This is a genomic window from Streptomyces sp. CA-210063, assembly GCF_024612015.1.
Lineage (GTDB): Bacteria > Actinomycetota > Actinomycetes > Streptomycetales > Streptomycetaceae > Streptomyces.
In genome coordinates this window covers 1,406,815-1,429,893 of the sequence record NZ_CP102512.1, presented here as the reverse complement: position 1 = coordinate 1,429,893, position 23,079 = coordinate 1,406,815, and the positions used below count along the sequence as shown (strand labels likewise).

Sequence of the window (23,079 nt, the reverse complement as noted above, 5' to 3'; positions counted from 1 at the left end):
GTGAAGATCGCTCCTTGTCGGCGGTCACCCGCCAAGAGGCGAGGTGACGGCCGGTCAGTCCCCGGCGGCGGAGGTGGACGGCCGGGCCGTCGGCTGGTCCGGGCGCACGGAGAGCGCCGTGTCCCCGGCCATCGCCACGATCGCGTCCTCGACGAGCAGCACGCTGGGCGGGGCCTCGGCCGCGATGTCCCCCGGGTCGTCGAGCGCGTCCGTGCGCCACAACTCGGCGCCCGTGCCGCCGTCCAGCGCCAGCAGCCGCCCGAACCGGTTGGCGAAGTAGACCTCGTCCCGGGCCTTCGACACCGCCGGAGCGGACAGGTTCTCCGTGTCCGTCGTCCGCTCCCACAGCTCCTTGCCACTGGTCGCCGACACGGCGGCGACCCACCCGTTGGTCCGCACGAAGTACACGACACCGTCCACCAGCGTCGCCGAGCCGCGCAGTGCCCGTTTCAGCGGAATCCGCGTGACCTTCCCGGTCTCCGGGTCCACCCGCAGGAACGCGTCGTACGGCCGCTCGTACCCGGCCTCGTACACCTCCTCGGTGGTCTCGGCCCCGAGGAACAGCGGCTGTCCGTCCACGGCGCCCAGGGCGAGCGACTTCTTGGGCAGCGGGGCGAGTTCCCGCCGCGTACCGTCGTCCGGATCGAGCCGTACGAGCGTGAACGGGTTGGTGTCGAGGAAGTCGGCGCCCTCCCAGCACAGGGCGTACGGGTCGCCGCCGAGCACCGTGGGAACGCAGTTCACCGCGCCGGGCACGGGCGACCGCCACAACTCCTTGCCCGCTGTGGAGTAGGCGACGATGTGCAGGTGGTCGGGCGTGAGGGTGAGGAGGCCGCCGTCGTAGAGGTGGACCTCCTCGTTCACGCTGATGGACCGGGCCCACCGCTGTTTCCCGGTCGCGGTGTCCAGGGCTGTCAGGCGCCGCCGGGTGGTGTCGGGTTCCTCGTAGGCATAGACCAGGCCGTCCCGCACACCGATGGGCCGCGACGTCTGGGGCAGGGTGCCGTGCCGCCAGCCCGTTTCTCCCGTGGCGGCGTCCACCTTCGTGACGACGAAGCCCGTACCGCCGCAGTACAGGTCCGTTCCGTCCGTCAGGCAGCCCGGTCGCTTGTAGCCGGTGGCGACGTACTCGGGAGGGAAGCCCTCGTCGTTCCGCAGCGGCGTACGCCACGGCTGCCAGCCCTCGGGGAGGGACGCCGAACGGTAACCGGCGGCGGTGTCGGACGACCTCGAGGTGTCCTTGTCGCCCGGGTACAGAAGCAGCGCGGCGCTCAGCGCGCCGACGGTCAGGGCGGCGCCGAGGCCGACGAGGAACAACTGCCGCTTGGCGCGGCGGCCCTCACCCCGGCTGTACGTCGTCGGGGCCACCGGCTCGGGCTCGGGAACGGCGGCGTCGGGGCGGGCATCCGTCGAGGTCGGCAACCCCAGGAAGAGGCGGTGCAGTTCGGTGAGGTCCGGCCGGGCCGCCGGGTCCTTGTCCAGACAGCGCTCGGCGATGCTCCGCAACGGCTCGGGCACCGCGTCCAGCTTCGGCGCCTCGAACATGACCTGGTAGCCCGCCAGATAGGGGCTCTCGGCCTTGAACGGGCTGTGCCCGCTGGCCGCGTACACCAGCAGCGATCCAAGGGAGAACACGTCCGAAGCCGGGGTGACGTCCCTCGGGGAGCGCAACTGCTCCGGCGACATGAACGGCGGGGTGCCGATCACCCGGCCGGTCACGGTGAGCGGCAGGTTGTCGCCGGCGCGCGAGATGCCGAAGTCGATGACGCGCGGCCCGTCCTCGGCGATGAGGACGTTCGCCGGCTTGAGGTCCCGGTGCACGACACCCGCCCGATGGATGTCCCGCAGCGCCTCGACGAGCCCGAGCGCGAGGCCCCGGATCCGGGCCCCGCCCAACGGGCCCTCCTCGCGCACCAGATCGAAGAGCGTCGGCCCCGGCACGTACAGCGTCGCCATCCACGGCCGGGCGGCCTCCGGGTCGGCGTCCACCACGGGGGTGGTGAACGCCCCGCTCACCCGGCGCGCCGCCGCGACCTCCTGCCGGAACCGGGACCGGAACTCCTCGTCGTCGCAGTACTGGGCGTGCACCAGCTTGATCGCGACCCGCCGCCCCGACTCGGACCGGGCGAGGTAGACGACCCCCATGCCACCCGCGCCGAGCCGGTTCTCCAGGACGTATCCGCCTATGACAGTGGGATCGTCGTCCCTCAGCGGCATTTCCCACCACGCTCTTGTTCCGTACGGCAGCTGCGGCGGATCAGCCTAGGGGATGCGGCAGGTGGCGCTGGACCAGGGGCCTCGGAGAGCGCTCCCGGGCTCTCCGCGGAGGCGTCCGTGGCGCCGTCGCACCCGGTCGGCATCGGGGGCGCGGCGGCTGAGATCCCGGTGAGGACGTCCGGCGGACGGCCGGCGAGCCCGCCCGGGCGGGCCGTGCCGTACCGGTGGCCGTACCGGTGGCCGTACCGGTCCCGCCGGTGACTTATTCGATGGCTCCGCCCGGTCCGAGCCGCTACTTTCCCCTCATGGCGGAGACTCACGGCACGTGCACGGACCGATTCGCCCCGGTGCGCGAGGCGCTCGCCGCCTCGCTGGACGACAAGGACGTGGGGGCCTCGGTCGCCGTGTACGTGGACGGTGAGCCGGAGGTCGACCTGTGGGGCGGCCACACCGACGCGGCCCGCACCACACCGTGGGAGCGGGACACCATCACCCACGTCTGGTCCACGACCAAGACGATGACGGCCCTGTGCGTGCTGATGCTCGCCGACCGGGGCGAACTGGACCTGACCGCGCCGGTGGCCACGTACTGGCCCGAGTTCGCCGCGGCGGGCAAGGAGAACGTCCGCGTCAGTCATGTGCTCTCGCACACGGCCGGCCTGCCCCGCTTCGACGCGCCCACGACCCTGGAGGACCTGTACGACTGGCCGACGGCCACCTCCCGGCTCGCCGCGCAGGCACCGGCCTGGGAGCCCGGCACCGAGGCCGGCTACCACGCCGTCACCCAGGGGTATCTGCTCGGGGAGATCGTCCGCCGGGTCACCGGCCGTACCCTGGGCACCTTCCTCGCCGAGGAGGTCACGGGCCCGCTGGGCGCCGACTTCCACATCGGCCTGACCGCCGAGCACGACCACCGGGTCGCGCCGATCCTCGCGCCGCCCTCCTCCGCACCCCGCGGCGGCCCGCCGCCCAACCCCGCCATACCGGACGGCACCGCCAACACGAGCGCCTGGCGCCGCGCCGAGATCCCGGCCGCGAACGGCCACGGCAACGCCCGCTCGGTCGCCGCCGTGCAGTCACTGCTGGCCTGCGGCGGCGCGGCCCGGGGCGTGCGCCTGCTGTCGGAGAAGGGGTGCGAGCGTGCCCTGGAGGAGCAGTTCAGCGGTACGGACCGGGTCCTGCGCGTACCGATGCGCTACGGCATGGGATACGGCCTCAACGGCGGCCAACTCCCCAACCCCCGCACCGCTTTCTGGGGCGGCTGGGGCGGCTCGATCGTCCTGGTCGACCTCGACGCCCGGATGGCCGTGGCGTACATGATGAACCAGATGATCGACGACGGCGGACTCGGCGACGACCGGGCGTTCCTGATCCTCGCGGCCGTCTACGAGGGCCTGTCGGCCTGAACCCGACCGCGTAGCCGTCATCGGCGGCACCACCGCACCGGCCCCGGGGTTTCCCCGGGGCCGGTGTGCGGCGTGGCACGGCCTTCTGGCAAGATCATTCGATCTCGGTGGAACCAGAACCCCGCATTCCCCCTCTCTAGGGTCGGGGGGCGCACAATTGATCACCTGCGACCTCTGTGACCAGCCGCAACAAGGTGTTCATGCCCTGTGCATGGTTTTGCTCCGAGCGCCCCGTCCACCATCGGATCACGAACCACCCGCCGACCATCACCCAGGAGTTCGCATGCCCAGCCGTCGTCGTTTTCTCGCCGGGACCGCCGCCGTCGGCGTGACCGGGGCGGCGGCCGGCTGTGTCGCGCACGAGGGACGCAAGGCCGGTGTCCGGGACGTCGCCGTTCCGCAGGTGAGCCGGCCGTCCGCGTCGGTCGTGCCCGCCGCCCGGACCCCGTCGCAGCGGCTGAACTTCGTGGTCGTCCTCGCGGACGACCTCGGCTACGGCGAACTCGGCTCCTACGGCCAGAGGCTGATCGACACCCCGCGCCTGGACGCCCTGGCCGCCGAGGGACTGCGCTTCACCGACGCCTACTCCGCCGCCCCCGTCTGCGCCCCTTCCCGTTGCTCCCTGCTCACCGGCCTGCACAGCGGCCACGCCACCGTCCGCGAGAACCCCTGGGGTCCGGGGGGTCAGGGCGCGCTCACCGAGCAGGACTTCACCTTCGCGGAGGCCCTGCGCGCCCTCGGCTACCGCACCGGACTCATCGGCAAGTGGGGCTTCGGCCCCGAGGAGCCGAACCAGCCGAGCCACCCCAACTCCCGTGGCTTCGAGGAGTTCTACGGCTATCTGACGCACAAGCACGCGCACGACTACTACCCGACGTACCTCTGGGACAACGGCAAGAAGCAGAGCATCCCCGAGAACCGGGACGACGCCCGCAAGATCTACGCCCCCCACCTCATCGAGGACCGCGCCCTCGGCTTCGTCGACGCCCACAAGGACCAGCCGTTCCTGCTGTTCCTCGCCCCGACCGTGCCGCACGCCCCGAGCCTCGCCCCGAAGCTCGGCGCGTACGCCGACGAGCCCTGGACCCGCCCCGACAAGGCGCACGCGGCCCAGGTCACCGGCCTCGACACCCTCGTCGGCAACATCGTGGACCGGCTCAAGGCACACGGCATCGCCCGGCGCACCGTCGTCCTCGTCACCAGCGACAACGGCCCCCACGAGGAGGGCGGCACCAACCCCGACCTCTTCGACGGCAACGGCCCGCTGCGCGGCTACAAGCGCAACCTGTACGAAGGCGGCATCCGCGTCCCGCTCATCGCCTGGTCCCCGCAGCGTGTCCCGGTCGGCACCACCGACCGGCCGACCCCGCTGATCGACCTGCTGCCGACCCTCGCCGAACTCGCCGGCGCGCCCGCCCCGTCGGACATCGACGGGCTCTCCGTGGCACCGCTGCTGCGCGCCGGCGCCGCCGAGGCGGCCCGCCACGACCACCTGTACTTCTACCGCAACCACAGCGGCGTCACCCCGCGCGCCGACCGGGTCGACCGGGGCCGGACGCGGCACGTGGCCGAGGCGGTGCGGCGCGGCGACCTCAAGGCGGTGCGGTTCGCTCCGGGCCAGGACCGGAACGCGCCCGACAGCCGGTGGGAGGTCGAGCTGTACGACCTCGCCAAGGACCCCGGCGAGCAGCGCGACCTCGCGGCGGCGCGGCCCGCCCAGGCCGACGCGCTGGTGCGGCTGATGCGGTCCTCGTGGGTGGACGACTACCGGCGCAAGCCCTACGGAGTCACCCTGCAAGTGGCCCGGGAGAGCGGGAAGTTCCTCGTCACCGCGACCTTCGCCAACGGCTCCGCCCGGCCCTGGACCGCCGCCCGCCTCGCCCTCGTCGCACCGAACCACTGGCAGGTGCGCAACCTCGGCCCGGTCACCACGGACCGCATCCGCTCCGGCGGCCGCTTCGTCACCCGCTGGGAGGTCACCCCGGCCGCGGACGCCGGCCAGGGTTGGCTCACCGCGCGGGGCACGGCCACGCACGCGGGCGCGACGGTGACGTACGCGGCGCAGGCGGTGGCCAGGAAGTAGGTGCCGGCGGGCCGGCCGCCGGTCAGGAAGGAGCGGTGCCCCGGCCCGGGATCAGTGACCCCCGCCGGGGTTCGTCCGGCCGCCAGCCCAGCGCCCGGGAGATCCCGCGCGCGGCCACCCGTACCGCCGGCGTCAACACCGGTACCTGGGCGCCTGCCTGGGGCACCACGACCGACACGGCGGCGACCACGGCCCCGCCCGGCCCGCGCACCGGGGCGGCCACCGACAGCGCGTCCTCGGTGACCTGACGGCTGCTCACCGCCACGCCCGTACGCCGGACTTCGGCGAGTACGCGCCGCAACCGGGGCCCGTCGATGATGGTGTACGGCGTGAAGGAGGCCAACGGCGCCTGGCAATAGGCCTCTTGGGACGAGGGGTCGCCGTGCGCGAGGAGGGCCAGGCCCACGCCCGTGGCGTGCAGGGGCCAGCGGGCGCCGACCCGGATGTGGACGCCGACGGCGGAGCGTCCGGAGAGCCACTCGATGTAGACGACCTCGTCGCCGTCGCGCACCGCCAGCTGCACGTTCTCGTGCGTGGCCTCGTACAGGTCCTCCAGGTACGGCAGCGCGATCTGCCGCAGGGCGAGCCCGCGCGGGGCGAGCGCCGCGACCTCCCAGAGCCTGAGCCCGACGTGGTAGACCCCGGACGGGTCCCGCTCCAGGGCACCCCACTCGGTGAGCGCGCCCACCAGCCGGTGCGCCGTGGTGAGCGTCAGCCCGGCACGGCGGCTGATGTCGGTGAGGGAGAGCGCCGGATGATCGTGGTCGAAGGCGGCCAGCACGGCGAGCAGCCGGTCGGGGGCGGAGCGGGTGGCTCCCGTCGGCGCGCTCTGCTGGGGCATGGGCCCCGGCGACGGGAGCGCGTCGGTGGTCATCGGCATGGTGTCACCCCAGTCCGGCTTCGGCGACCTTCTGCAGCAGTACGTGGAGTGTCTCGCGCTCGGCGGTGTCGAGGGGCTCCAGCAGCTCGTTCGTGACGCGCTGCCCGGCCTCGTCGGTGTCGCGCAGGAAGGACCGGCCGTCCTCGGTGAGGACGATGATCCGGCTGCGGCGGTCGTCGGGGGAGGGGCGCCGCTCGGCGAAGCCCAGCTTCTCCAGGTCGTCCACCAGGCCCACGATCGCGCTCGGGTCATAGCCGAGCGAGGCGCTCAGCTCGCGTTGCAGCGCGCCCGGTGAGGTGGCGAGGAAACGCAGCAGCGCGTAGTGCCGCAGCCGCAGGCCCGACTCCTGGAGGGACGAGTTGAACAGCTGCCCGGACCGCAGGCCCAGGCGGTACAGCAGATAGCCCGTGTCCGCGTGCAGCCCGCGCATCCACGGCTCATGCCCATCGATCGAGGCGGCGTCCTGCGTCTGCTGGCCGGCGATGGCGGGCTCCCTGGTCGAGGCCCCGGGGGGCGTACGTATTTCCCCCAGCATGACGCAACGCCCGGGGAACAACAACTATTGACGTCAACAACTATTGCTCTTAGCTTCGATCTCGTAGCCGCAGTCGGCCGGCGCTTCGCGGCGTCGACCGTCGCACCCCATCCGAAGGGATCCCCTCGTGCCCAGCATCGATCTCACCGGCAAGGTCGCCGTCGTCACGGGCAGTGGCCGTGGCCTCGGCCTCGCCTACGCACAGGCCCTCGCCGCCGCCGGTGCCTCCGTCGTCGTCAACGACATCGACGAGGCCGTGGCCGAGGCGGCCGTGAAGTCCATCACCGAGGCAGGCGGCAAGGCCGTGGCCGAGGTCGTCGCCGTCGGTACGACCGAGGCGGCGGACCGGCTGGTGGGCCGCGCGGTGGAGGAGTTCGGACGGCTCGACATCCTGGTCACCAACGCGGGCATCCTGCGCGACAAGGTCCTGTGGAAGATGTCGGACGACGACTTCGACGCGGTGATCACCACCCACCTCAAGGGCACCTTCACCTGCGCCCGCGCCGCCGCGATCCGTATGCGCGAGCAGGGCGAGGGCGGCTCCCTGATCCTCGTCGGCTCCCCGGCCGGCCAGCGCGGCAACTTCGGCCAGACGAACTACGCCGCCGCCAAGGCCGGCATCGCGGCCTTCGCCCGCACCTGGGCGATGGAGCTGGGCCGCGCGAACATCACCGTCAACGCGATCGTCCCGGTCGCCGCCACCGCCATGACCGAGACCATCCCGGTCTTCGCCCCGTACGTCGAGGCGCTGCGCGAGGGCAAGCCGTTCCCGGACTTCCTGCGCAAGGGCGAGGGCTTCGGCACCCCCGAGGACTGCGCGGCGCTCGTCCCGTTCCTCGCTTCCGAGGCCGCCCGCGGTGTCACCGGCCAGGCCATCGGCATCGGCGGCGACAAGGTGGCACTCTGGTCGCATCCGCAGGAGATCAAGACGGCGTACGCGAACGGCGGCTGGACCCCCGAGGCCCTCGCCGACGTCTGGCCGACCTCGCTGGGCGCCGAGCCGCAGACCGTGGGCATCCCCGCCCCGAAGATCCCGGAGGCGTGATGAGCCCCGACAGGCCCGCCATGGACGTCGAGGAACTGGTCGCGATCGACGTCCACACCCACGCGGAGGTGTCCTCCAAGGGCAACTCCTCCCTGGACGACGATCTGCACGACGCCTCCTCCGCCTACTTCAAGGTCGAGGGCAAGCGGAAGCCGACCATCGAGGAGACGGCCGCCTACTACCGCGAGCGGAAGATGGCCGCCGTGATCTTCACGGTGGACGCCGAGTCCGCGACCGGCACCGAGCCCGTCCCGAACGAGGAGGTCGCCGAGGCGGCCGCCGCCAACGCGGACGTGCTCATCCCCTTCGCCTCCATCGACCCCTTCCGCGGCAAGGCGGGCGTGAAGCGGGCCCGCCGTCTGGTCGAGGAGTACGGGGTGAAGGGCTTCAAGTTCCACCCCAGCATCCAGGGCTTCTTCCCCAACGACCGCTCGGTGGCGTACGACCTGTACGAGGTCATCGAGGAGACGGGCACGATCGCCCTCTTCCACACCGGCCAGACGGGCATCGGCGCCGGCGTCCCCGGCGGCGGTGGCATCCGCCTGAAGTACTCCAACCCGCTGCACGTGGACGACGTGGCCGCCGACTTCCCGCATCTGAAGATCATCCTGGCGCACCCGTCCTTCCCCTGGCAGGACGAGGCGCTCGCGGTGGCCACACACAAGCCGGGTGTGCACATCGACCTGTCCGGCTGGTCGCCGAAGTACTTCCCGCCGCAGCTGGTGCAGTACGCGAACACCCTGCTCAAGGACAAGGTGCTCTTCGGCTCGGACTACCCCGTCCTCACCCCCGACCGCTGGCTCGCCGACTTCGAGAAGCTGCCGATCAAGGACGAGGTCAAGCCGAAGATCCTGAAGGAGAACGCCGCCCGGCTGCTCGGACTGACGAAGCCATGACGAAACCGTGAGGGACACACCCCATGTGCAATGACGGACAGGGGCACAGACATGCGCAATGAGGGACTGGGGTCGTGGCCCGCCCGCCGGGCCCGCAAGACCCCGCAGCGCACCGCGCTGATCCACGGTGACACGAGCATCACCTACGGAGAGCTCTACGAGCGCACCACGCGCCTCGCCCACGCCCTGCGCGCCTCCGGCGTACGCCGCGGCGACCGGATCGCCTACCTCGGTCCGAACCACCCCTCGTACCTGGAGACGCTGTTCGCCGCCGGCACCCTCGGCGCGGTCTTCGTCCCGCTCAACACGCGCCTCGCGGGCCCCGAGATCGCCTACCAGCTGGCGGACTCCGGGGCCAAGGCGCTGGTGTACGCCTCCGCGTTCACCGGGATCGTCGCGGGACTGCCGGGCAGCAGTGACGTCCGTACGTACGTCGAGGTCGGCAGCGAGTACGAGGCGCTGCTCGCCGACGCCGAGGACGAGCCGATCGACCAGCCCGTCACCGCCGACGACACCTGCATCATCATGTACACCTCGGGGACGACGGGCCGCCCCAAGGGCGCGATGCTCACGCACGGCAACATCATCTGGAACGCCGTCAACGTCCTCGTCGACCAGGACGTCATCACCGACGAACGCGCCCTGGTCTCCGCCCCGTTGTTCCACACGGCCGGGCTGAACATGCTCACCCTGCCGGTGCTGCTCAAGGGCGGCACGTGCGTCCTGGTCGAGGCCTTCGTCCCGGAGGCCACCTTCGACCTGATCGAACGGCACCGGATCACGTTCATGTTCGGCGTGCCGACCATGTTCGACCAGATCGGCCGGCACCCGCGCTGGGCGGACGCCGACCTGTCGTCGCTGCGCATGCTCTCCTGCGGCGGCTCCCCGGTCCCGACCCCGCTCATCGCCAAGTACCAGGAGCGCGGGCTCACCTTCCTCCAGGGCTACGGCATGACGGAGGCGGCCCCCGGCACGCTCTTCCTCGACGCGGAGCACGCCGTGAGCAAGGCCGGTTCGGCGGGCGTGCCGCACTTCTTCAGCGATGTGCGGGTCGTACGGCCGGACATGACACCGGTCGACGTCGACGAGCCCGGCGAGGTCGTCGTCCGCGGACCGCATGTCATGCCCGGCTACTGGGGGCTGCCCGAGGAGACGGCCGCGGTCTTCGCCGACGGCTGGTTCCGCAGCGGGGACGCCGCGCGGGTCGACGAGGACGGCTACGTCTTCATCGTCGACCGCATCAAGGACATGATCATCTCGGGGGGCGAGAACATCTACCCCGCCGAGATCGAGGACCAGCTCCTCGCCCACCCCGACATCGTCGAGTGCGCGGTCATCGGCGTACCGGACGACAAGTGGGGCGAGGTGCCGCGCGCGGTCGTGGTGCCGCGTGAGGGCGCCGACCTGGACCCGGACGAGGTGCTGGCCTCGCTGGCCGGACGGCTCGCCAAGTACAAGATCCCGAAGTCGGTGGTGGTCGCGGACGAACTCCCGCGCACCGCCTCCGGAAAGCTCCTCAAGGCCAGGGTGCGCAAGCGCTACGGCACCGACTCTTAGCCAAGGAACCTCATATGAGCATCACCGTCAACGGCATCGACGAACTCAAGAAGCTCGCCGGCAGCGACCTCGGCACGAGTGAGTGGATCGAGGTCACTCAGGAGCGCATCAACACGTTCGCCGACGCCACGGGGGACCACCAGTGGATCCACGTGGACCCGGAGAAGGCGGCGGCCGGCCCCTTCGGGGCGCCCATCGCCCACGGGTACCTGACCCTTTCGCTGTTCATCCCGCTCTTCACCGAGCTGCTGGATGTCGAGGGGGTCTCGACGAAGGTCAACTACGGACTGAACAAGGTGCGTTTTCCGTCGCCGGTGAAGGTGGGGTCGAAGATCCGCCTGGTGGGCAAGCTCGCCTCGGTCGAGGATGTGCCGGGTGGGGTGCAGATCACCGTCGACGGCACGATCGAGATCGAGGGTGCGCCCAAGCCCGCGGCTGTGCTGCAGAGCCTGTCTCGGTTCTACGCGTGAGGATGGTGGGGAACTGCGGGACCGTCGTGGCTGGTCGCGCAGTTCCCCGCGCCCCTTCAGGGCGCGTCCCTCAGCCTCCTGACACGTCCACGAACACCGGGTTCGAGTAGAACCACGTGTCCTCCCACGGGTCGCCGTTGCCCGGCTCGTGGGGGATCGGGCCGTGCGGGTCGATGGACGCGCCCAGGTAGCCCGGCCCGTTCCGCTTGCCGTCGCTGCCGCGCAGGCGGACGTAGAAGGACTCCGCCCCGGCCGTGAGCGGGATGCGGAGGGTGTACGTGCCCTTGCGGCCGCTCACGTCCCACGTGCGCACCACCTTGGTGGCGGGGGCCTGCCAGGCGTCGCGGTCGGTCACCGGGCCGCGCACCGCGCCCCGGATGACGTCGACGTGGGCCAACTCCGGGAGGATTCCCTGGGCGTTGGGGCGGGAGGCGGTCGTCACGGTCACCGTCAGCGTGAGCTTCTCGCCCTTGCGGACACGCAGTCGGCCGCCCAGGGTGACGCCTCGGCCGTGGTCGCGGTCGCGCTTCACGCGCACGTCCAGGCCGTCGAGCAGATGGCCGTGGTCGAGCCAGACGCGGCCCGCCCGCAGGCCCGCCATCACCGCGCGGTAGCCGTAGCGGGTCACGCCGACATGGGTGCGGCTGAACTGGCCGGGCCAGAAGTCGCTGCCGGGCTGCGGGGTGCTGGTGTTCACCGGGTCGGGCAGCCTGCCGGTGTTGTCGAAGGTCTGCCCGGCCGCCCAGTCGCCGTTCTTCCAGGTGTCGAAGACGATCCGGTGGGCGTCCGAGTTGGTGGTGATCGAGAACAGCTTGCCCTCGGCGAGCATGGCGTCCCAGAGGCCTCCCACGGTCGCCGTCGACCAGTCGAAGCCGCCGTAGGTGAGGTACGCCTCCGCCGGGTAACCGGGCCACGACTGGGCCGACGGCTTGTTCTCGTACTCGCCGCGCATCGAGGTCGCCCCGCGCCAGCCGGGGATCGCCGCGCCCTGGGCGCCGGGCGCGCCCTCCATGCCGATCATGATCTCGGGGGCCGCGTCCCGCCAGTTCCGCATCTCGTGCGGGGAGTCGATGCCCAGGCGCAGGGGGTGGTTGGCCAGCACCAGTACGTCGTCGACGTACCCCGTACGGCGCTGCTCGGCCAGCCACTTGATGGCCTTGACGGCGTGCTCCTCGTTGCGGGCGGTGTTCGCGCCGCCCACGGAACCGTCCGTGTAGCCCAGCAGCTTGCCGTCGTACGCGCTCTCGAAGCGGGTGAGGAGGTCGACCTCGTGCGGGCCGGGGGTCGTGAAGACCGTGCAGTGCTCGGCGGCCGGGATGTACCACTCCAGGCCCTGGAAGATCAGCTGGCGCGGGTTCTCGGCGCGGGCCTTCAGGATCTCCTTGTGCTCCAGCGCGGCCCCGAAGTCGGCGTGCCCGAAGTTGGAGTGCTCGGTGAACACCATCCAGTCGAGGCCGTACTTGGCGCCCGCCGCGGCCAGTTGGGAGAACGTGTACTTGGCGTCATGGCTGTACACGGTGTGGATGTGGTGGTCGCCGACGAGGTAGGCGAGGCGCGGGTCGTCGCCGCCGTAGTGCGGGGAGCCGGCGGAGGCGACGGCCGGTGCCGCGAGGGAGCCCGCGGCGCCCAGGGCGAAGGCGGTGCCGAAGAGGCCCGCGCCGCGCAGGAGTCCACGGCGGGACACGCCCTGCGGGTCGAGGTCGGCGGGGGAGACGGACGGATCGGCCCAGACGGGCAGTTGCTGCTCGGACATGGTGGTGGGAAGGCCCTTCCGGGGTCTCAGTGATTCATGAACGACTTGACGGGCAGCGCCCGTTCGACGATGCGGACGTCACCGAGCCGTCCGTGCAGGATCTGGTCGATCCTGCCGCCGTACTCGTAGCCGCCGAGCAGCCAGGGGAGGCCGACGGAGGTGAGGCCCACGGCGGGGGCGTGCGGGTTGCGGGCGACCGGGCAGCCCTGCACGTACATCGTGGTGTGCCTGCCGTCGTTGACGACGGCGACGTGCCACCACCGCTCCGGTGCCGTCTCGTCGCCCCAGTTGGTGGCGATGCCCTGCTGGTTGAGCGGCCGCACCGCCCACTGCGGCCCCGGGCCGTCGGAGAGGGACAGCGTGGCGAGCGGCTCGTCGGGGTCGCCCTCGGTCTTGCCGGCGGCGCCACCCGTGCCGGTGCGGCTGACCAGACCGCCCCAGGCGTGGTGCGCGGGGTCCCAGTCGGCGGGCAGCCGGTAGAACGCCTCGATGGTGTAACCGTCCCTGAACGTCGCCGAGTTGAGCGGCGCCCCGTCGACCGTACGCAGATACGCGCCCCGCAGCGGCGACTTGTAGCCCTGGAACTCCAGGCTGCCGTGTCCGGGCTGGTCGGGGTGGTGGTCGGCGGACCAGCCCAGCTCGCCGCCGCCCACCGAGACGAGCGTGAGGTCGTTGCCGCGCCCGGAGAGATCCCGCACGGTGTCCGTCGCGGGTGCCTCGAAGCGCCAGTAGGCGACCGTGCCCGGGAGCAGCATCCGCGACACGGGCCGTGCCGGACGAGCCGGCACCGGGGCGAAGCCGGAGAAACGTTCGGCGAAGTCGATGTCGACCGAGAACCGGTCGGCGTCGCCGCTCAGTTCCATCTCCTGCCGCTCCAGCTCGTTGAGCCCCTTCGCGGCACGGCCCAGGATCCACGGGGAGACGGTCTCCACGTCGATGGTGTTCCGGTCGAGGTCGAAGCGGTACAGGCGGATCATCGCCGCGCCGCCGAAGTACCGGTTCTGGTAGTTCGTCAGGTGGAGGTGGACCTCGTTGCCCGCCGCGTTCTCGCGGGTCGCGCGGGCCGCCGGCCAGTAGTGGCCGTTGAGGGTCAGGAAGATCTGGTCGTGGTCCTCGATCAGCCGGTCCCACAACTGCTGCCCGTACGACGACAGGGTGTCGTCGTCGACGACCAGTTCGTGCGTGGTGAGGATCACCGGCGTCTTCGGATGCCGGGCGATCACGTCCTCGGCCCAGGCGTACCCCTGCGCCGACAGCCGCCAGTCCAGCGCGAGCACCATCCACTCACGCCCGGCGGCCCGGAACAGGTGGAAGGTGTTGTAGCCGTCGGGGGAGGCGCCCCCGAACGTCTTCTTGCCCTGGAAGCGCCGGGGCCCGAACGCGTCCAGGTAGGGGGTCGCGCCGCGCTGGTCGTTCGTCGACGACTTCACGTCGTGGTTGCCCGCGAGGACGCTGTAGCCCACGCCTCGCCGGTCCAGGAGTGCGAACGCCTCACTGATCGCGGTGACTTCGGCCTGTGCGCCGTTCTCCGTGAGGTCGCCCAGGTGGGAGAGGAAGACGATGTTCTCCTCCCCCCCGTGCTCCAACAGATAACGCAGCGACGCCTCGACGGGCGCCTTGTCGATGCTCGGCCCGTCGAAGAGGTACTGCGTGTCGGGCATCACCGCCAGTGTGAAGCGGCGGCTGTCCGGGTCGGGCCGCCACCGTGCGGTGGAGGCCGCGGACTCGGCGCCGGCGGCCTGCGCGGTGGCCGCCGGCAGCGTGGCGGCGGTGGTGGCCGCCGCCCCCACCAGCGCGGTCGCGCGCAGGAACTGGCGTCTGCCCGCGCCTGCCTGGGCCGCCTCGCCCTGGTCGTGCTCATGCGAAGTACACACGTGTGCTCCGTAGGAAGGTTCGTGAGAGAGGAAGGAAGGAACGAGGGGGATGGGATCAGAGCGCGCGCAGCGTCCACGACCAGCGGTGGACACCCGGCGGAACGAGATACGCGGGCGAGGTGTCGGGCCCGCACGACGCCGTGCCCAGCCCTCGGTGTGCCGCGTCGATGTGCACCACGCACCCCGGCCGCGGCGCCAGTTCGTCGTGGTGCGCGGCGGCTGCCAGATCGGTGGCGCGATGGCGGGTCGCCGAGACCTGCCGGGGCCGGTCCAGCCGTACGCCCAGAGCATGCCGGCCTCCGCTGAGCGTGAAGTGCCGTACGCCGTGCCGGCCCCCGCTCTCCTGCGGCCGCAGATAAGGGGTGAACAACTCGTCGACGGCGGCCGAGTGGTGGCCGACGGGCGCCCCGGCCGCGCGGTCCGGGTAGCTCTCCCAGGGACCCTGGCCGTACCAGGCCAGGTGGTCGAAGCCGCCGACGGTCTCGAACACCGTGCCGACGCGGGCCACGTCCGTCAGCTCCTCGGGCAGGACGGCCGTCTCCTCGACGAGCACCCGGCCGTCCACCAGCGCCGTGAACGTCTGCTCGTGCTCGACGGCCCCGGCCCCCGTCATCCAGCGGGACCGGACCCGCACGGTGGAACCCTTGCGCTCCACGGCGACCGGCTCGCGCTCGACGCGGTCCAGACCCAGTTCACGCCAGCGCCCGGCCATGCCGCCGAGGACGTCGTTGTCGGTCGGGGCCCGCCACAGGCTCAAGCCCGGCGGGGAGGCGAGCAGCGGGTGCAGCAGCAGCCCGTTCTCGTCCGTCTCCGGCGGGGGGATGTGCCCGAGCTCCTCCTCGGCGCCCACCACCGGCTCGCCCGCGTCCGCCTCGTACCACTGGATCTGCGGGCAGCACACCTCGGTGCCGCGCGGTGCCCAGGGCTCGTCGGCGGCGGTCGTCACGCGCAGCGTCAGCCAGATCTCACCGGCCCCGCCCGGCACCTCGGGCCGGTCGATGACGGCCGAGCCGCCGGGCGGTACGGCGGGCAGCTGGGCCGGCACCGTCCAGGTCCCGCCGTCGGCCGCCGCGAACTCCCACTCGGCGGCCAGCCACGACAGATCGCGGAAATGCTGCCGGTTGTGCACCCGCAGGACCCGCCAGGTGCCCTCGCCCTCCACGGACAGCCGCACCGGGGCGGCGATCTCCCGGTGCTCGAACATCACCGGCTTGGGCGTGCGGTCGGGGAAGACGACCCCGTCGGCGATGAAGGCGCCGTCGTGGATCGTCTCGCCGAAGTCGCCGCCGTAGGCCCAGCGCAGGCCGGGGCCGGCGACTCCGTTCTCGTACAGCCCGACGCCACCGCGCCCGGCCGGTCTGCCATCGCTCACCCGCTGGAGAATGCCGTGGTCCCAGAACTCCCAGATGAACCCGCCCTGAAGACCTGGGGTGCCCTCGATGGCGGCCCACGTGTCGGCCAGGGTGCCGTTGCTGTTGCCCATGGCGTGCGAGTACTCGCACTGGATCAGCGGCCGGGTCTGCTCACCCGACAGCGCGTGCGCCACACAGTCCTCGATGGGCGCGTACATCGGGCAGGCGATGTCGGAGGCGTCGTCCGTGGCCGCCCAGTCCAGCTTCGCGGCACCCTCGTACTGCACCGGCCGCGTCGGATCGTGGCGTCGCAGCCAGCCCGCCGCCGCGTCGTGGTTGGCCCCGTAGTCGGACTCGTTGCCCAGCGACCAGACGATCACCGACGGATGGTTCTTGTCCCGCAGCGCCATACGGGAGACGCGGTCCACGAAGGCGCCCAGATAGCGCGGGTCGTCGGCGATCTCATGGGCGTGGTCGTGCGACTCGATGTCCGCCTCGTCGACGACGTAGAAGCCGAGCTCGTCCGCGAGGTCGTACAGGGCGGGGTCGTTCGGGTAGTGCGCGGTACGGATCGCGTTGAAGCCGAACCGCTTCAGCGTGAGCAGGTCCGCGCGCATGTCCTCGTACGACACCGTCCGCCCCGTCAGCGGGTGGAAGTCGTGCCGGTTCACGCCCCGGAGGTAGACCCGCTCCCCGTTGACCAGCAGGTCCCGGCCGCGGATCTCGACCTCGCGGAAGCCGATCCGGTGGTGCGAGGTGTCGGCGACCGTGCCGTCGGCGCGGTGCAGGCGGACGGTGAGGTCGTACAGCTCGGGGGTCTCGGCGTTCCAGGTCCGTACGTCGGGGACGACCGTCCCCATACGGGCCTCGCCGAGGAAGTCGGAGACCCGCTCGTCCTCGGCGTTGAGCCGGTCGAACTCGCGGTCCTGGGCGAGCAGTCGACCGTCCAGTTCCCCGCTGACGTACCACCCCTCGGGCAGCGCGCCCGCCCCCGCGGCCGAGCGCACCCAGCAGTCCACCCGCAGCTCCCCGTCGCACCGCGTCCGCACGCTGACGTCCGCGAGATACAGCGGATCGGTGGCGTACAGCAGCACCGAGCGGGTGATCCCGCCGAGCCACCACTGGTCCTGGTCCTCGATGTGCGAGGCGTCGGACCACTTCACCACCGTGAGCCGCACGGTGGCCCTCTCCCCGGGGAGGACCAGGTCCGAGAGGTCGAACTCGGCGGCCAGATGGGAGTCCTTGGAGATGCCGACGGGCCGCTGGTCCACGTGGACCAGCAGCACGCTCTCGGCGGCGCCGACATGGAGGACGATCCGGCGGCCGGCCCAGTCGGCGGGTATGTCGATCTCCCGCTCGTACACACCGGTCGGGTTCTCGGCCGGCGAACCCGGCGGGAACTGAGCCCACGGCATCCGGACGTTGGTGTACTGCGGGGGGTCCTCCGCCACCTGGAGGGCCCAGGAACCGGGAAGTCGGGCCCACGACCAGCCGGGGCCCGGTTCTCGCTCGGGCGACGGCAGGAGCTGGAACCGCCAGCGGCCGTCGAGCGACAGCGCCTGGGCGCGCCGGTCGACGGCGTTCATGGGCAGCCGCCCCCAGGAGGTCACCTCAGGTGCTTCCCAGGGGCGCAGGGCGAAGAGCGCGTCGGTCATGACCGTTCCGAAGTGGGTGGTGGCGGAGGGGACGTGGCCGACCAGGGCAGGACCCGGCCCTGGAGGCCCCAGGCGGGGTCGACGGGGATGCCGAGACGGTCCAGGACGGTGGGGGCGATGTCGATGAGGCGGGGCGATTCCAGCAGGGTGCCGCCGGGCGTTCCAAGCCTTCCAGGCTTTCCGGGCGTTCCGGTCCTTCCGAGGGTTCCGGGCTCGGCGAGGACGACGAAGACCTCTCGCTCGGCACGTGTGTCGCCCCCGTGGCCGCCCGTGTCGAGATGTCCGTGGTCCGTGGTGACCACCACCGTCCAGTGCTCGTCCGCACGGGCGGGGTCGGAGCGCCGGGCCTCGACGGCGTCCAGCAGCCGCCCGAGGTGGGCGTCCTGGGCGAGGAGGGCCCGGTCGTAGGCGGGGCTGAGGGGGCCCGTGGCGTGGCCGGCCTCGTCGGTGGCGCCGAAGTACGCGAACACGACGTCCGGGTCGTCCTCGGTGAGCCACCGCACGACGGTATCGGCGACAAGGCGGTCCGCGCTCCCGTAACCGTCGGACTCGCCGTCGTACCGCACGCGGCTGCCGATGGCGGGGCCGAGGATGCCGCGGCGGACCAGCTCCGGCCAGGACACCGCGGCCACCGCACGCAGACCGGGCCGCGCGGTGACGGCCCGGCTGAGGAAGTCGGGGTAGCGGGCGTAGTCGGCGCCGGTGAAGTCGTTGCCGGTCACCCCGTGCCGGTCGGGCCACACCCCGGTCAGCACGCTCGACCAGCCGGGGCCGGAGTCGGTGTAGGCCATGCTGGTGGACGGCCCGTTCTCGGCCTGGCCGTCCACCTCGCCGTAGGGCAGCAGGCTGCTGCCGTGGGCGCCCGCGGCCATCAAGCCGTGCAGCACGGGTGCCGTGGCCGGCGCGCGAAGGGGGACGGGGGTCTTCCCGGCCGGAGGCCGTGGGAGGGGCAGCCGGTCGTAGCGCACCCCGTCCATCCCCACCACGAGGACCTTGGCGCGCCCCGGCCGTCCCGCGCCGACGACATCCACCACCGCACCCCCCTCACTCGACACCGGTTCAGCTGCCCTGGACCGCGCCTTCGGTGGCGCCCGCGATGAACCCGCGCGCGAAGACGCTGAAGACGACGACCAGGGGGATGGCCGCCATGAGCACACCGGCCATGACCATGCTGTAGTCGGTGCTGTGGCCGACGTTGAGCTGGGCGAGCTCGACCTGGAGCGTGACGTGGTCGGGGTTGGTGAGCACGATGAGGGGCCAGATGTAGTCGTTCCAGGCATTGACGAAGACGTAGATGGCGAGGAAGGACATCGCCGGCTTGATCATCGGCAGTGCGACGTTCCAGTACTGACGGAAGAACCCGGCGCCGTCGATGCGCGCCGCGTCGAGCAGTTCGTCGGGCACACCGTTCTCGATGTACTGGCGCAGCCAGAAGATGCCGAAGGCGTTGGCGAGGGCGGGCCAGACCAGCGCCTTGAGCATGCCGACCCAGCCGAGCTCGGACATCAGGATGAATTGCGGTAGGACGGCCAGCTGGAGCGGCAGCATCATGAACACCAGCAGGGTGCCGAAGAGCACCTTGCGCCCGGGGAAGTCGAACTTGGCGAAGGCGAAGGCCGCCAGGGAGTCGACGAACAGCACCAGCACCGTGGTGACGCACGCGACGACGAGCGTGTTGAGCATCGACCCGAAGAAGTCGATGGTGTTGAGCACGTTCCGGATGTTCTCCAGCAGATGCGAGCCGAAGGTCAGCTTCGGTGGGCTCTTGTAGATGTCCTTGGTGGTGTTGGTCGCCATCACGATCGTCCACACGAACGGGAAGACCGAGATCAGGACGGCCAGGATGAGGAGGAGGTGCGCGGTCAGGCCCTTGGGGCGCCGTAGCCGCCGCTTCGCGCCCGTGGCCGGCGATGTGGTGGCGGCTGTCGTCATGACTTCCTCCCTCGCTGCACGATGCGCCAGTTGATGACGACGAGCACGATGATCAGTACGAAGAAGGCCCACACGATGGCGGCGCCATAGCCGTAGTCGTTGTCGAGGAAGGCCGACTGGTAGAAGTACAGCAGCGTGGTCAGGCCCGCCTGGCCGGGGCCGCCGAGGTTCGCGTTGGCCGCGTTGCTGGCGAAGAGCACCTGGGGTTCGCTGAAGCTCTGCAGACCGTTGATGGTCGAGATGACGACGGTGAACAGGATGATCGGCCGCATGATCGGAATGGTGATCTGGAAGAAGGTGCGGACGGGGCCGGCGCCGTCCATCTTGGCCGCCTCATAGATCGACTGCGGAATGGCCTGGAGGCCGGCCAGATAGATGATCATGTTGTAGCCGGTCCACATCCAGGTCATCAGCGCCGCGATCACCACCTTGATCAGCCATGGATTGCTCAGCCACGGGACGGGCTCGATGCCGACCGTGCCCAGGATCGCGTTGACCAGCCCGAAGTTGTTGCTGAACACCGCGCCGAAGAAGATCGCCACGGCGACGATCGAGGTGACGTTCGGTATGTACAGGGCGATGCGGTAGAAGCCCTTGAAGCGGCGCACCGAGTGCAGCAGCGTCGCCAGCACCAGGGCGCCGAACAGCGTGGGCACCGTGGACAGCACCCAGATCAGCAGGGTGTTGCGGATCGACAGCCAGAAGACCGGGTCGTTCCAGAGGAACTCGTACTGCTGCAGACCCACGAACTGCTTGGTGCCCAGGCCGTCGTAGCGCTGGAAGGACAGGTACAGCGAATAGAAGACGGGAGCGAAGGAGAACGCGGCGAAGATCAGATAGAAGGGCGAGATCGCCAGGTACTGCCGCCAGTACGACAGCACCCCGCGACGCCCGGTTCGTGCGGCGCCCGCGGGCGGGGTGCGCCGCGGGCGGAAACGGGCCGGGCCCGGCCCGCCGCGGTGCTCGCGCACCGTGGCGGGGCCGGTGACCGGAGGGGACGACACCTCAGTTCACCCCCTGTCGCCGGGCGATCTGCTTGGCCTGGCTCACTGCGTCGTTCCAGGCGTCGTCGGGCTTCTTGCCCTTGGCCTCGATGCTGCTCAGCTCGGCCATGAAGGGAGCCATGACCGCCGAGTCGGCGGGTGCCTCGTAGCTCACGGGGATGGCCTCGGCGGCCGGGCCGAAGACCTCGATGATCTTCTGCCCGCCGAAGAATGCGTCGGGACCCGTCATGGCGTCCATCGCGTACGTGGCCGGGGAGGCGGGGAAGATGGCGGCGTCGGTGTAGCTCTTGGCGTTGTTGTCCGGGCTGAGGATCCAGCTGATGATCTTGAACGCCTCTTCGGGGTTCCGGCACTGCGAGGGCAGGGCCAGGTAGGAGCCGCCCTGGTTGGCCGGCCCATTGGGCGTCGCGCAGACCCGCCACTTGCCCTTGGTGCCCGGGGCGGCCGACTCGATGTCCAGCGCGTGCCAGGCGGCGCCGAGTTCGGTGGCCAGGTTCTTGCCGATGGCGGCGTTCCAGGTCTGGTCGTTGATCTTGGCGTCGATGCCGAGCGTGTAGGGGCGGATCGCCGTTTCCCACGCGGTGCGGATGTGGTCCTGGTCGCCGATGAAGTGGTTGTCCTCGTCGATGAACCGCTTGGTGCCCTGGCCGACCGCGATGTTGAACACCGAGCTGATGTTGTTGACCAGGAAGATGTCGGGCAGTGCCTTCTTCAGCTCGGTGCCGAGAGCGAAGTAGTCGTCCCAGGTCTTGGCCTCGGCGGCGACCTTGGCCGGGTCGGTGGGCAGCCCGGCCTTGTCGAACAGATCCGCGCGGTAGAAGAGCGCGGTGGGACCGATGTCGATCGGGAACCCGATCTGCTTGCCGTCCTCGGTCTGGGCGAGCTTGGTCTTCCACTCCAGGTACTGGGACGAGATCTTCTTGAAGCCCAGGTCGTTCAGGTCGAGGAAGCGGTCGGCGTTGGGGAGGAAGGAGGCGATGTCCTCGCCCTTGATGCCGGTGATGTCCGGCACCGAGTCGCCGCCCGCCGAGAGGGTGGTGGTGAGCTTCTGCTTGAAGTCGCCGCCGATGGAGGCGCTGGTCAGCTTGATCTGGCCCTTGAAGTGGGTCTTGGCCTCGGTGACCACCTTGTCGCTGAGGGCGCCGCCCCAGTACCACATGGTCAGGTTCTTGCCGTTCTTGGTACCGCCGGATTCCGAGTCGCCACCACAGGCGACGGTCAGGCCGGAGGCTGCCGCGGTGAACACGGCAGCCTGGAGGAAGCCTCTACGAGAAAGGTCCACGGGTCACTCCTGTTTGTTCCTGTTCGTGGTACTTCAGGGATTTTTGCGGGGGGTCAGTGGAGCCGCGCGGGCGGGGTGACCGGGGCGTGGAGCACCGGCGGGCCGACGTCGGCGGGGATGCGGTCCGTGAGGAAGCCGTAGGCCTTCTTCAGGTCGGGGTCGGTCAGCGAGCGCCACCAGCGGTCGACGCCGTACCAACCGGGTGCGGCCAGGCCTCCGCCGTGGTGGCCCACGGACAGTCCGGCGGAGAGTACGGCGAACCGCAGCCGCTCCGCCAGGGGCCAGCCGCCGAGGGAGGCGGCGACGAAGCTCGCGCCGAAGACGTCTCCGGCGCCCGTCGCGTCGAGCACGTCGACGTCGAGGGCCGGGACCTCCGCGTACTCGCCGGTCGTCTGGTCCACCGCGACCGCGCCCTCGCCGCCGCGTGTGACCACGGCCACCGGTACCAGCTCGCTGAGCGTGCCGAGCGCGGCGACCGCGCTGTCGGTACGGGTGTACGCCATCGCCTCCGTCTCGTTGGGGAGGAAGGCGTGGCACAGGGCGAGTTGGTCGAGCAGGTCGCGGGACCACTGCTGGGTGGGGTCCCAGCCGACGTCCGCGTAGATGTGCGTGCCGTTCGCGGCGGCCTTGGCGAGCCACTCGCGCGGCTCGGCCTCGAGGTGCACGAGCGCCGTGCGCGACTCGGGCGGCACGCCCATGAGCACGTCCTGCGAGTACGGCGGCTCCTGGCCGTGGGTGACGAGAGCCCGGTCGTTGCCGTGGGCGAGGGAGACGGTGACGGGGGTGTGCCAGCCGTCGGCGGTGCGCGAGAGGGAGAGGTCGATGTTCTCCTGTACGGCGAGGACGTCACGGCAGTGGAAGCCGTAGTAGTCGTCGCCGAAGACCGTCGCCAGGGAGGTCTTCAGGCCGAAACGCGCGGCGGCCACCGCCAGGTTGGCGATGCCGCCCGGACCGCAGCCCATGCCGTCGGTCCAGATCTCCTCGCCGGGTGTCGGCGGCCTTCCCAGCCCCGTGAGCACGAGGTCGTAGAAGAGCAGCCCGGTCAGCAGCACATCGGGCCGGTCGTCGTCCACGCGTGCACCTCTCGTCAGAACTCTTCAAATTCGATGCCCGGAATCGTGCGCTGATCCGAGAGATT

General features: G+C 71.1%; 17 protein-coding genes. 6 read left to right on the top strand and 11 right to left on the bottom strand.

From position 1 onward, the window contains the following. Positions 1–54: 54 nt before the first annotated feature. A complete protein-coding gene (locus JIX56_RS06230; RefSeq protein WP_257537756.1) occupies positions 55–2,217 on the bottom strand; it encodes a protein kinase domain-containing protein in 2,163 nt (720 codons plus the stop codon). Positions 2,218–2,522: 305 nt separating this feature from the next. On the opposite strand from JIX56_RS06230, the gene JIX56_RS06225 reads away from it, so the two are divergent. Together JIX56_RS06225 and JIX56_RS06220 are read left to right on the top strand one after the other, a co-directional pair. After that, positions 2,523–3,623 (top strand): serine hydrolase domain-containing protein, encoded by a 1,101-nt coding sequence (locus JIX56_RS06225; protein ID WP_257537755.1) that lies wholly within the window; start codon positions 2,523–2,525, stop codon positions 3,621–3,623. 283 nt (positions 3,624–3,906) lie between these two features. After that, a complete protein-coding gene (locus JIX56_RS06220; RefSeq protein ID WP_257537754.1) occupies positions 3,907–5,706 on the top strand; it encodes a sulfatase-like hydrolase/transferase in 1,800 nt (599 codons plus the stop codon). A gap of 22 nt (positions 5,707–5,728) precedes the next feature. Here JIX56_RS06220 and JIX56_RS06215 read toward each other — a convergent pair whose 3' ends face one another. Further along, positions 5,729–6,547, bottom strand: a complete 819-nt coding sequence (locus JIX56_RS06215; protein ID WP_443032025.1) for an IclR family transcriptional regulator — start codon at positions 6,545–6,547, stop codon at positions 5,729–5,731. A gap of 43 nt (positions 6,548–6,590) precedes the next feature. Beyond that, positions 6,591–7,016: a MarR family winged helix-turn-helix transcriptional regulator gene (locus JIX56_RS06210; RefSeq protein ID WP_257550757.1), complete on the bottom strand. Its 426-nt coding sequence runs from the start codon at positions 7,014–7,016 to the stop codon at positions 6,591–6,593. Between the two features lie 232 nt (positions 7,017–7,248). Between JIX56_RS06210 and JIX56_RS06205 the strand changes: the two genes are divergently transcribed. The 4 genes from JIX56_RS06205 to JIX56_RS06190 are packed head-to-tail and all read left to right on the top strand — an operon-like array spanning position 7,249 to position 11,089. Further along, positions 7,249–8,166: an SDR family NAD(P)-dependent oxidoreductase gene (locus tag JIX56_RS06205; protein ID WP_306819826.1), complete on the top strand. Its 918-nt coding sequence runs from the start codon at positions 7,249–7,251 to the stop codon at positions 8,164–8,166. A gap of 20 nt (positions 8,167–8,186) precedes the next feature. Continuing rightward, positions 8,187–9,062: an amidohydrolase family protein gene (locus JIX56_RS06200; protein ID WP_257550755.1), complete on the top strand. Its 876-nt coding sequence runs from the start codon at positions 8,187–8,189 to the stop codon at positions 9,060–9,062. A 51-nt stretch (positions 9,063–9,113) separates the two neighbouring features. Next, the gene (gene menE, locus JIX56_RS06195; protein ID WP_257537752.1) at positions 9,114–10,619 is read left to right on the top strand and encodes an o-succinylbenzoate--CoA ligase; all 1,506 of its coding nucleotides are present in this window, start codon (positions 9,114–9,116) and stop codon (positions 10,617–10,619) included. A 14-nt stretch (positions 10,620–10,633) separates the two neighbouring features. Continuing rightward, complete coding sequence (locus JIX56_RS06190; protein WP_257537751.1) at positions 10,634–11,089, top strand: MaoC family dehydratase; 456 nt, start codon at positions 10,634–10,636, stop codon at positions 11,087–11,089. Between the two features lie 70 nt (positions 11,090–11,159). On the opposite strand, the gene JIX56_RS06185 is transcribed toward JIX56_RS06190, so the two are convergent. From JIX56_RS06185 to JIX56_RS06150, 8 genes are all read right to left on the bottom strand, one after another. After that, entirely contained in the window at positions 11,160–12,842 is a 1,683-nt protein-coding gene (locus tag JIX56_RS06185; protein ID WP_257537750.1) for a PHP domain-containing protein, read from the bottom strand. 26 nt (positions 12,843–12,868) lie between these two features. Further along, a complete protein-coding gene (locus JIX56_RS06180; RefSeq protein WP_257537749.1) occupies positions 12,869–14,716 on the bottom strand; it encodes a LamG-like jellyroll fold domain-containing protein in 1,848 nt (615 codons plus the stop codon). 55 nt (positions 14,717–14,771) lie between these two features. After that, positions 14,772–17,723: a glycoside hydrolase family 2 TIM barrel-domain containing protein gene (locus JIX56_RS06175; RefSeq protein ID WP_257537748.1), complete on the bottom strand. Its 2,952-nt coding sequence runs from the start codon at positions 17,721–17,723 to the stop codon at positions 14,772–14,774. After that, positions 17,720–18,757 (bottom strand): alkaline phosphatase family protein, encoded by a 1,038-nt coding sequence (locus JIX56_RS06170; RefSeq protein WP_257537747.1) that lies wholly within the window; start codon positions 18,755–18,757, stop codon positions 17,720–17,722. The genes JIX56_RS06175 and JIX56_RS06170 overlap by 4 nt, the downstream gene beginning before the upstream one ends. A 25-nt stretch (positions 18,758–18,782) precedes the next feature. After that, positions 18,783–19,655 carry a carbohydrate ABC transporter permease gene (locus tag JIX56_RS06165; protein ID WP_257537746.1) on the bottom strand — a complete coding sequence of 291 codons (873 nt, stop codon included), beginning with the start codon at positions 19,653–19,655 and terminating at the stop codon, positions 18,783–18,785. Then, positions 19,652–20,536, bottom strand: a complete 885-nt coding sequence (locus tag JIX56_RS06160) for a carbohydrate ABC transporter permease (protein ID WP_306819936.1) — start codon at positions 20,534–20,536, stop codon at positions 19,652–19,654. The genes JIX56_RS06165 and JIX56_RS06160 overlap by 4 nt, the downstream gene beginning before the upstream one ends. A gap of 124 nt (positions 20,537–20,660) precedes the next feature. Then, on the bottom strand, positions 20,661–21,941 hold the full coding sequence (locus JIX56_RS06155) for an ABC transporter substrate-binding protein (protein ID WP_257537744.1): 1,281 nt from the start codon (positions 21,939–21,941) through the stop codon (positions 20,661–20,663). 53 nt (positions 21,942–21,994) lie between these two features. Beyond that, positions 21,995–23,014 (bottom strand): carbohydrate kinase family protein, encoded by a 1,020-nt coding sequence (locus JIX56_RS06150; protein WP_257537743.1) that lies wholly within the window; start codon positions 23,012–23,014, stop codon positions 21,995–21,997. Positions 23,015–23,079 lie beyond the last annotated feature (65 nt).

What these genes read in the sequence shown, in the direction of transcription:
- JIX56_RS06230 (WP_257537756.1), bottom strand. Translation starts at nt 2,217, where the DNA reads ATGCCGCTGAGGGACGACGATCCCACTGTCATAGGCGGATACGTCCTG.
- JIX56_RS06225 (WP_257537755.1), top strand. Translation starts at nt 2,523, where the DNA reads ATGGCGGAGACTCACGGCACGTGCACGGACCGATTCGCCCCGGTGCGC.
- JIX56_RS06220 (WP_257537754.1), top strand. Translation starts at nt 3,907, where the DNA reads ATGCCCAGCCGTCGTCGTTTTCTCGCCGGGACCGCCGCCGTCGGCGTG.
- JIX56_RS06215 (WP_443032025.1), bottom strand. Translation starts at nt 6,547, where the DNA reads ATGCCCCAGCAGAGCGCGCCGACGGGAGCCACCCGCTCCGCCCCCGAC.
- JIX56_RS06210 (WP_257550757.1), bottom strand. Translation starts at nt 7,016, where the DNA reads ATGCGCGGGCTGCACGCGGACACGGGCTATCTGCTGTACCGCCTGGGC.
- JIX56_RS06200 (WP_257550755.1), top strand. Translation starts at nt 8,187, where the DNA reads ATGGACGTCGAGGAACTGGTCGCGATCGACGTCCACACCCACGCGGAG.
- menE (WP_257537752.1), top strand. Translation starts at nt 9,114, where the DNA reads ATGCGCAATGAGGGACTGGGGTCGTGGCCCGCCCGCCGGGCCCGCAAG.
- JIX56_RS06190 (WP_257537751.1), top strand. Translation starts at nt 10,634, where the DNA reads ATGAGCATCACCGTCAACGGCATCGACGAACTCAAGAAGCTCGCCGGC.
- JIX56_RS06185 (WP_257537750.1), bottom strand. Translation starts at nt 12,842, where the DNA reads ATGTCCGAGCAGCAACTGCCCGTCTGGGCCGATCCGTCCGTCTCCCCC.
- JIX56_RS06175 (WP_257537748.1), bottom strand. Translation starts at nt 17,723, where the DNA reads ATGACCGACGCGCTCTTCGCCCTGCGCCCCTGGGAAGCACCTGAGGTG.
- JIX56_RS06165 (WP_257537746.1), bottom strand. Translation starts at nt 19,655, where the DNA reads ATGACGACAGCCGCCACCACATCGCCGGCCACGGGCGCGAAGCGGCGG.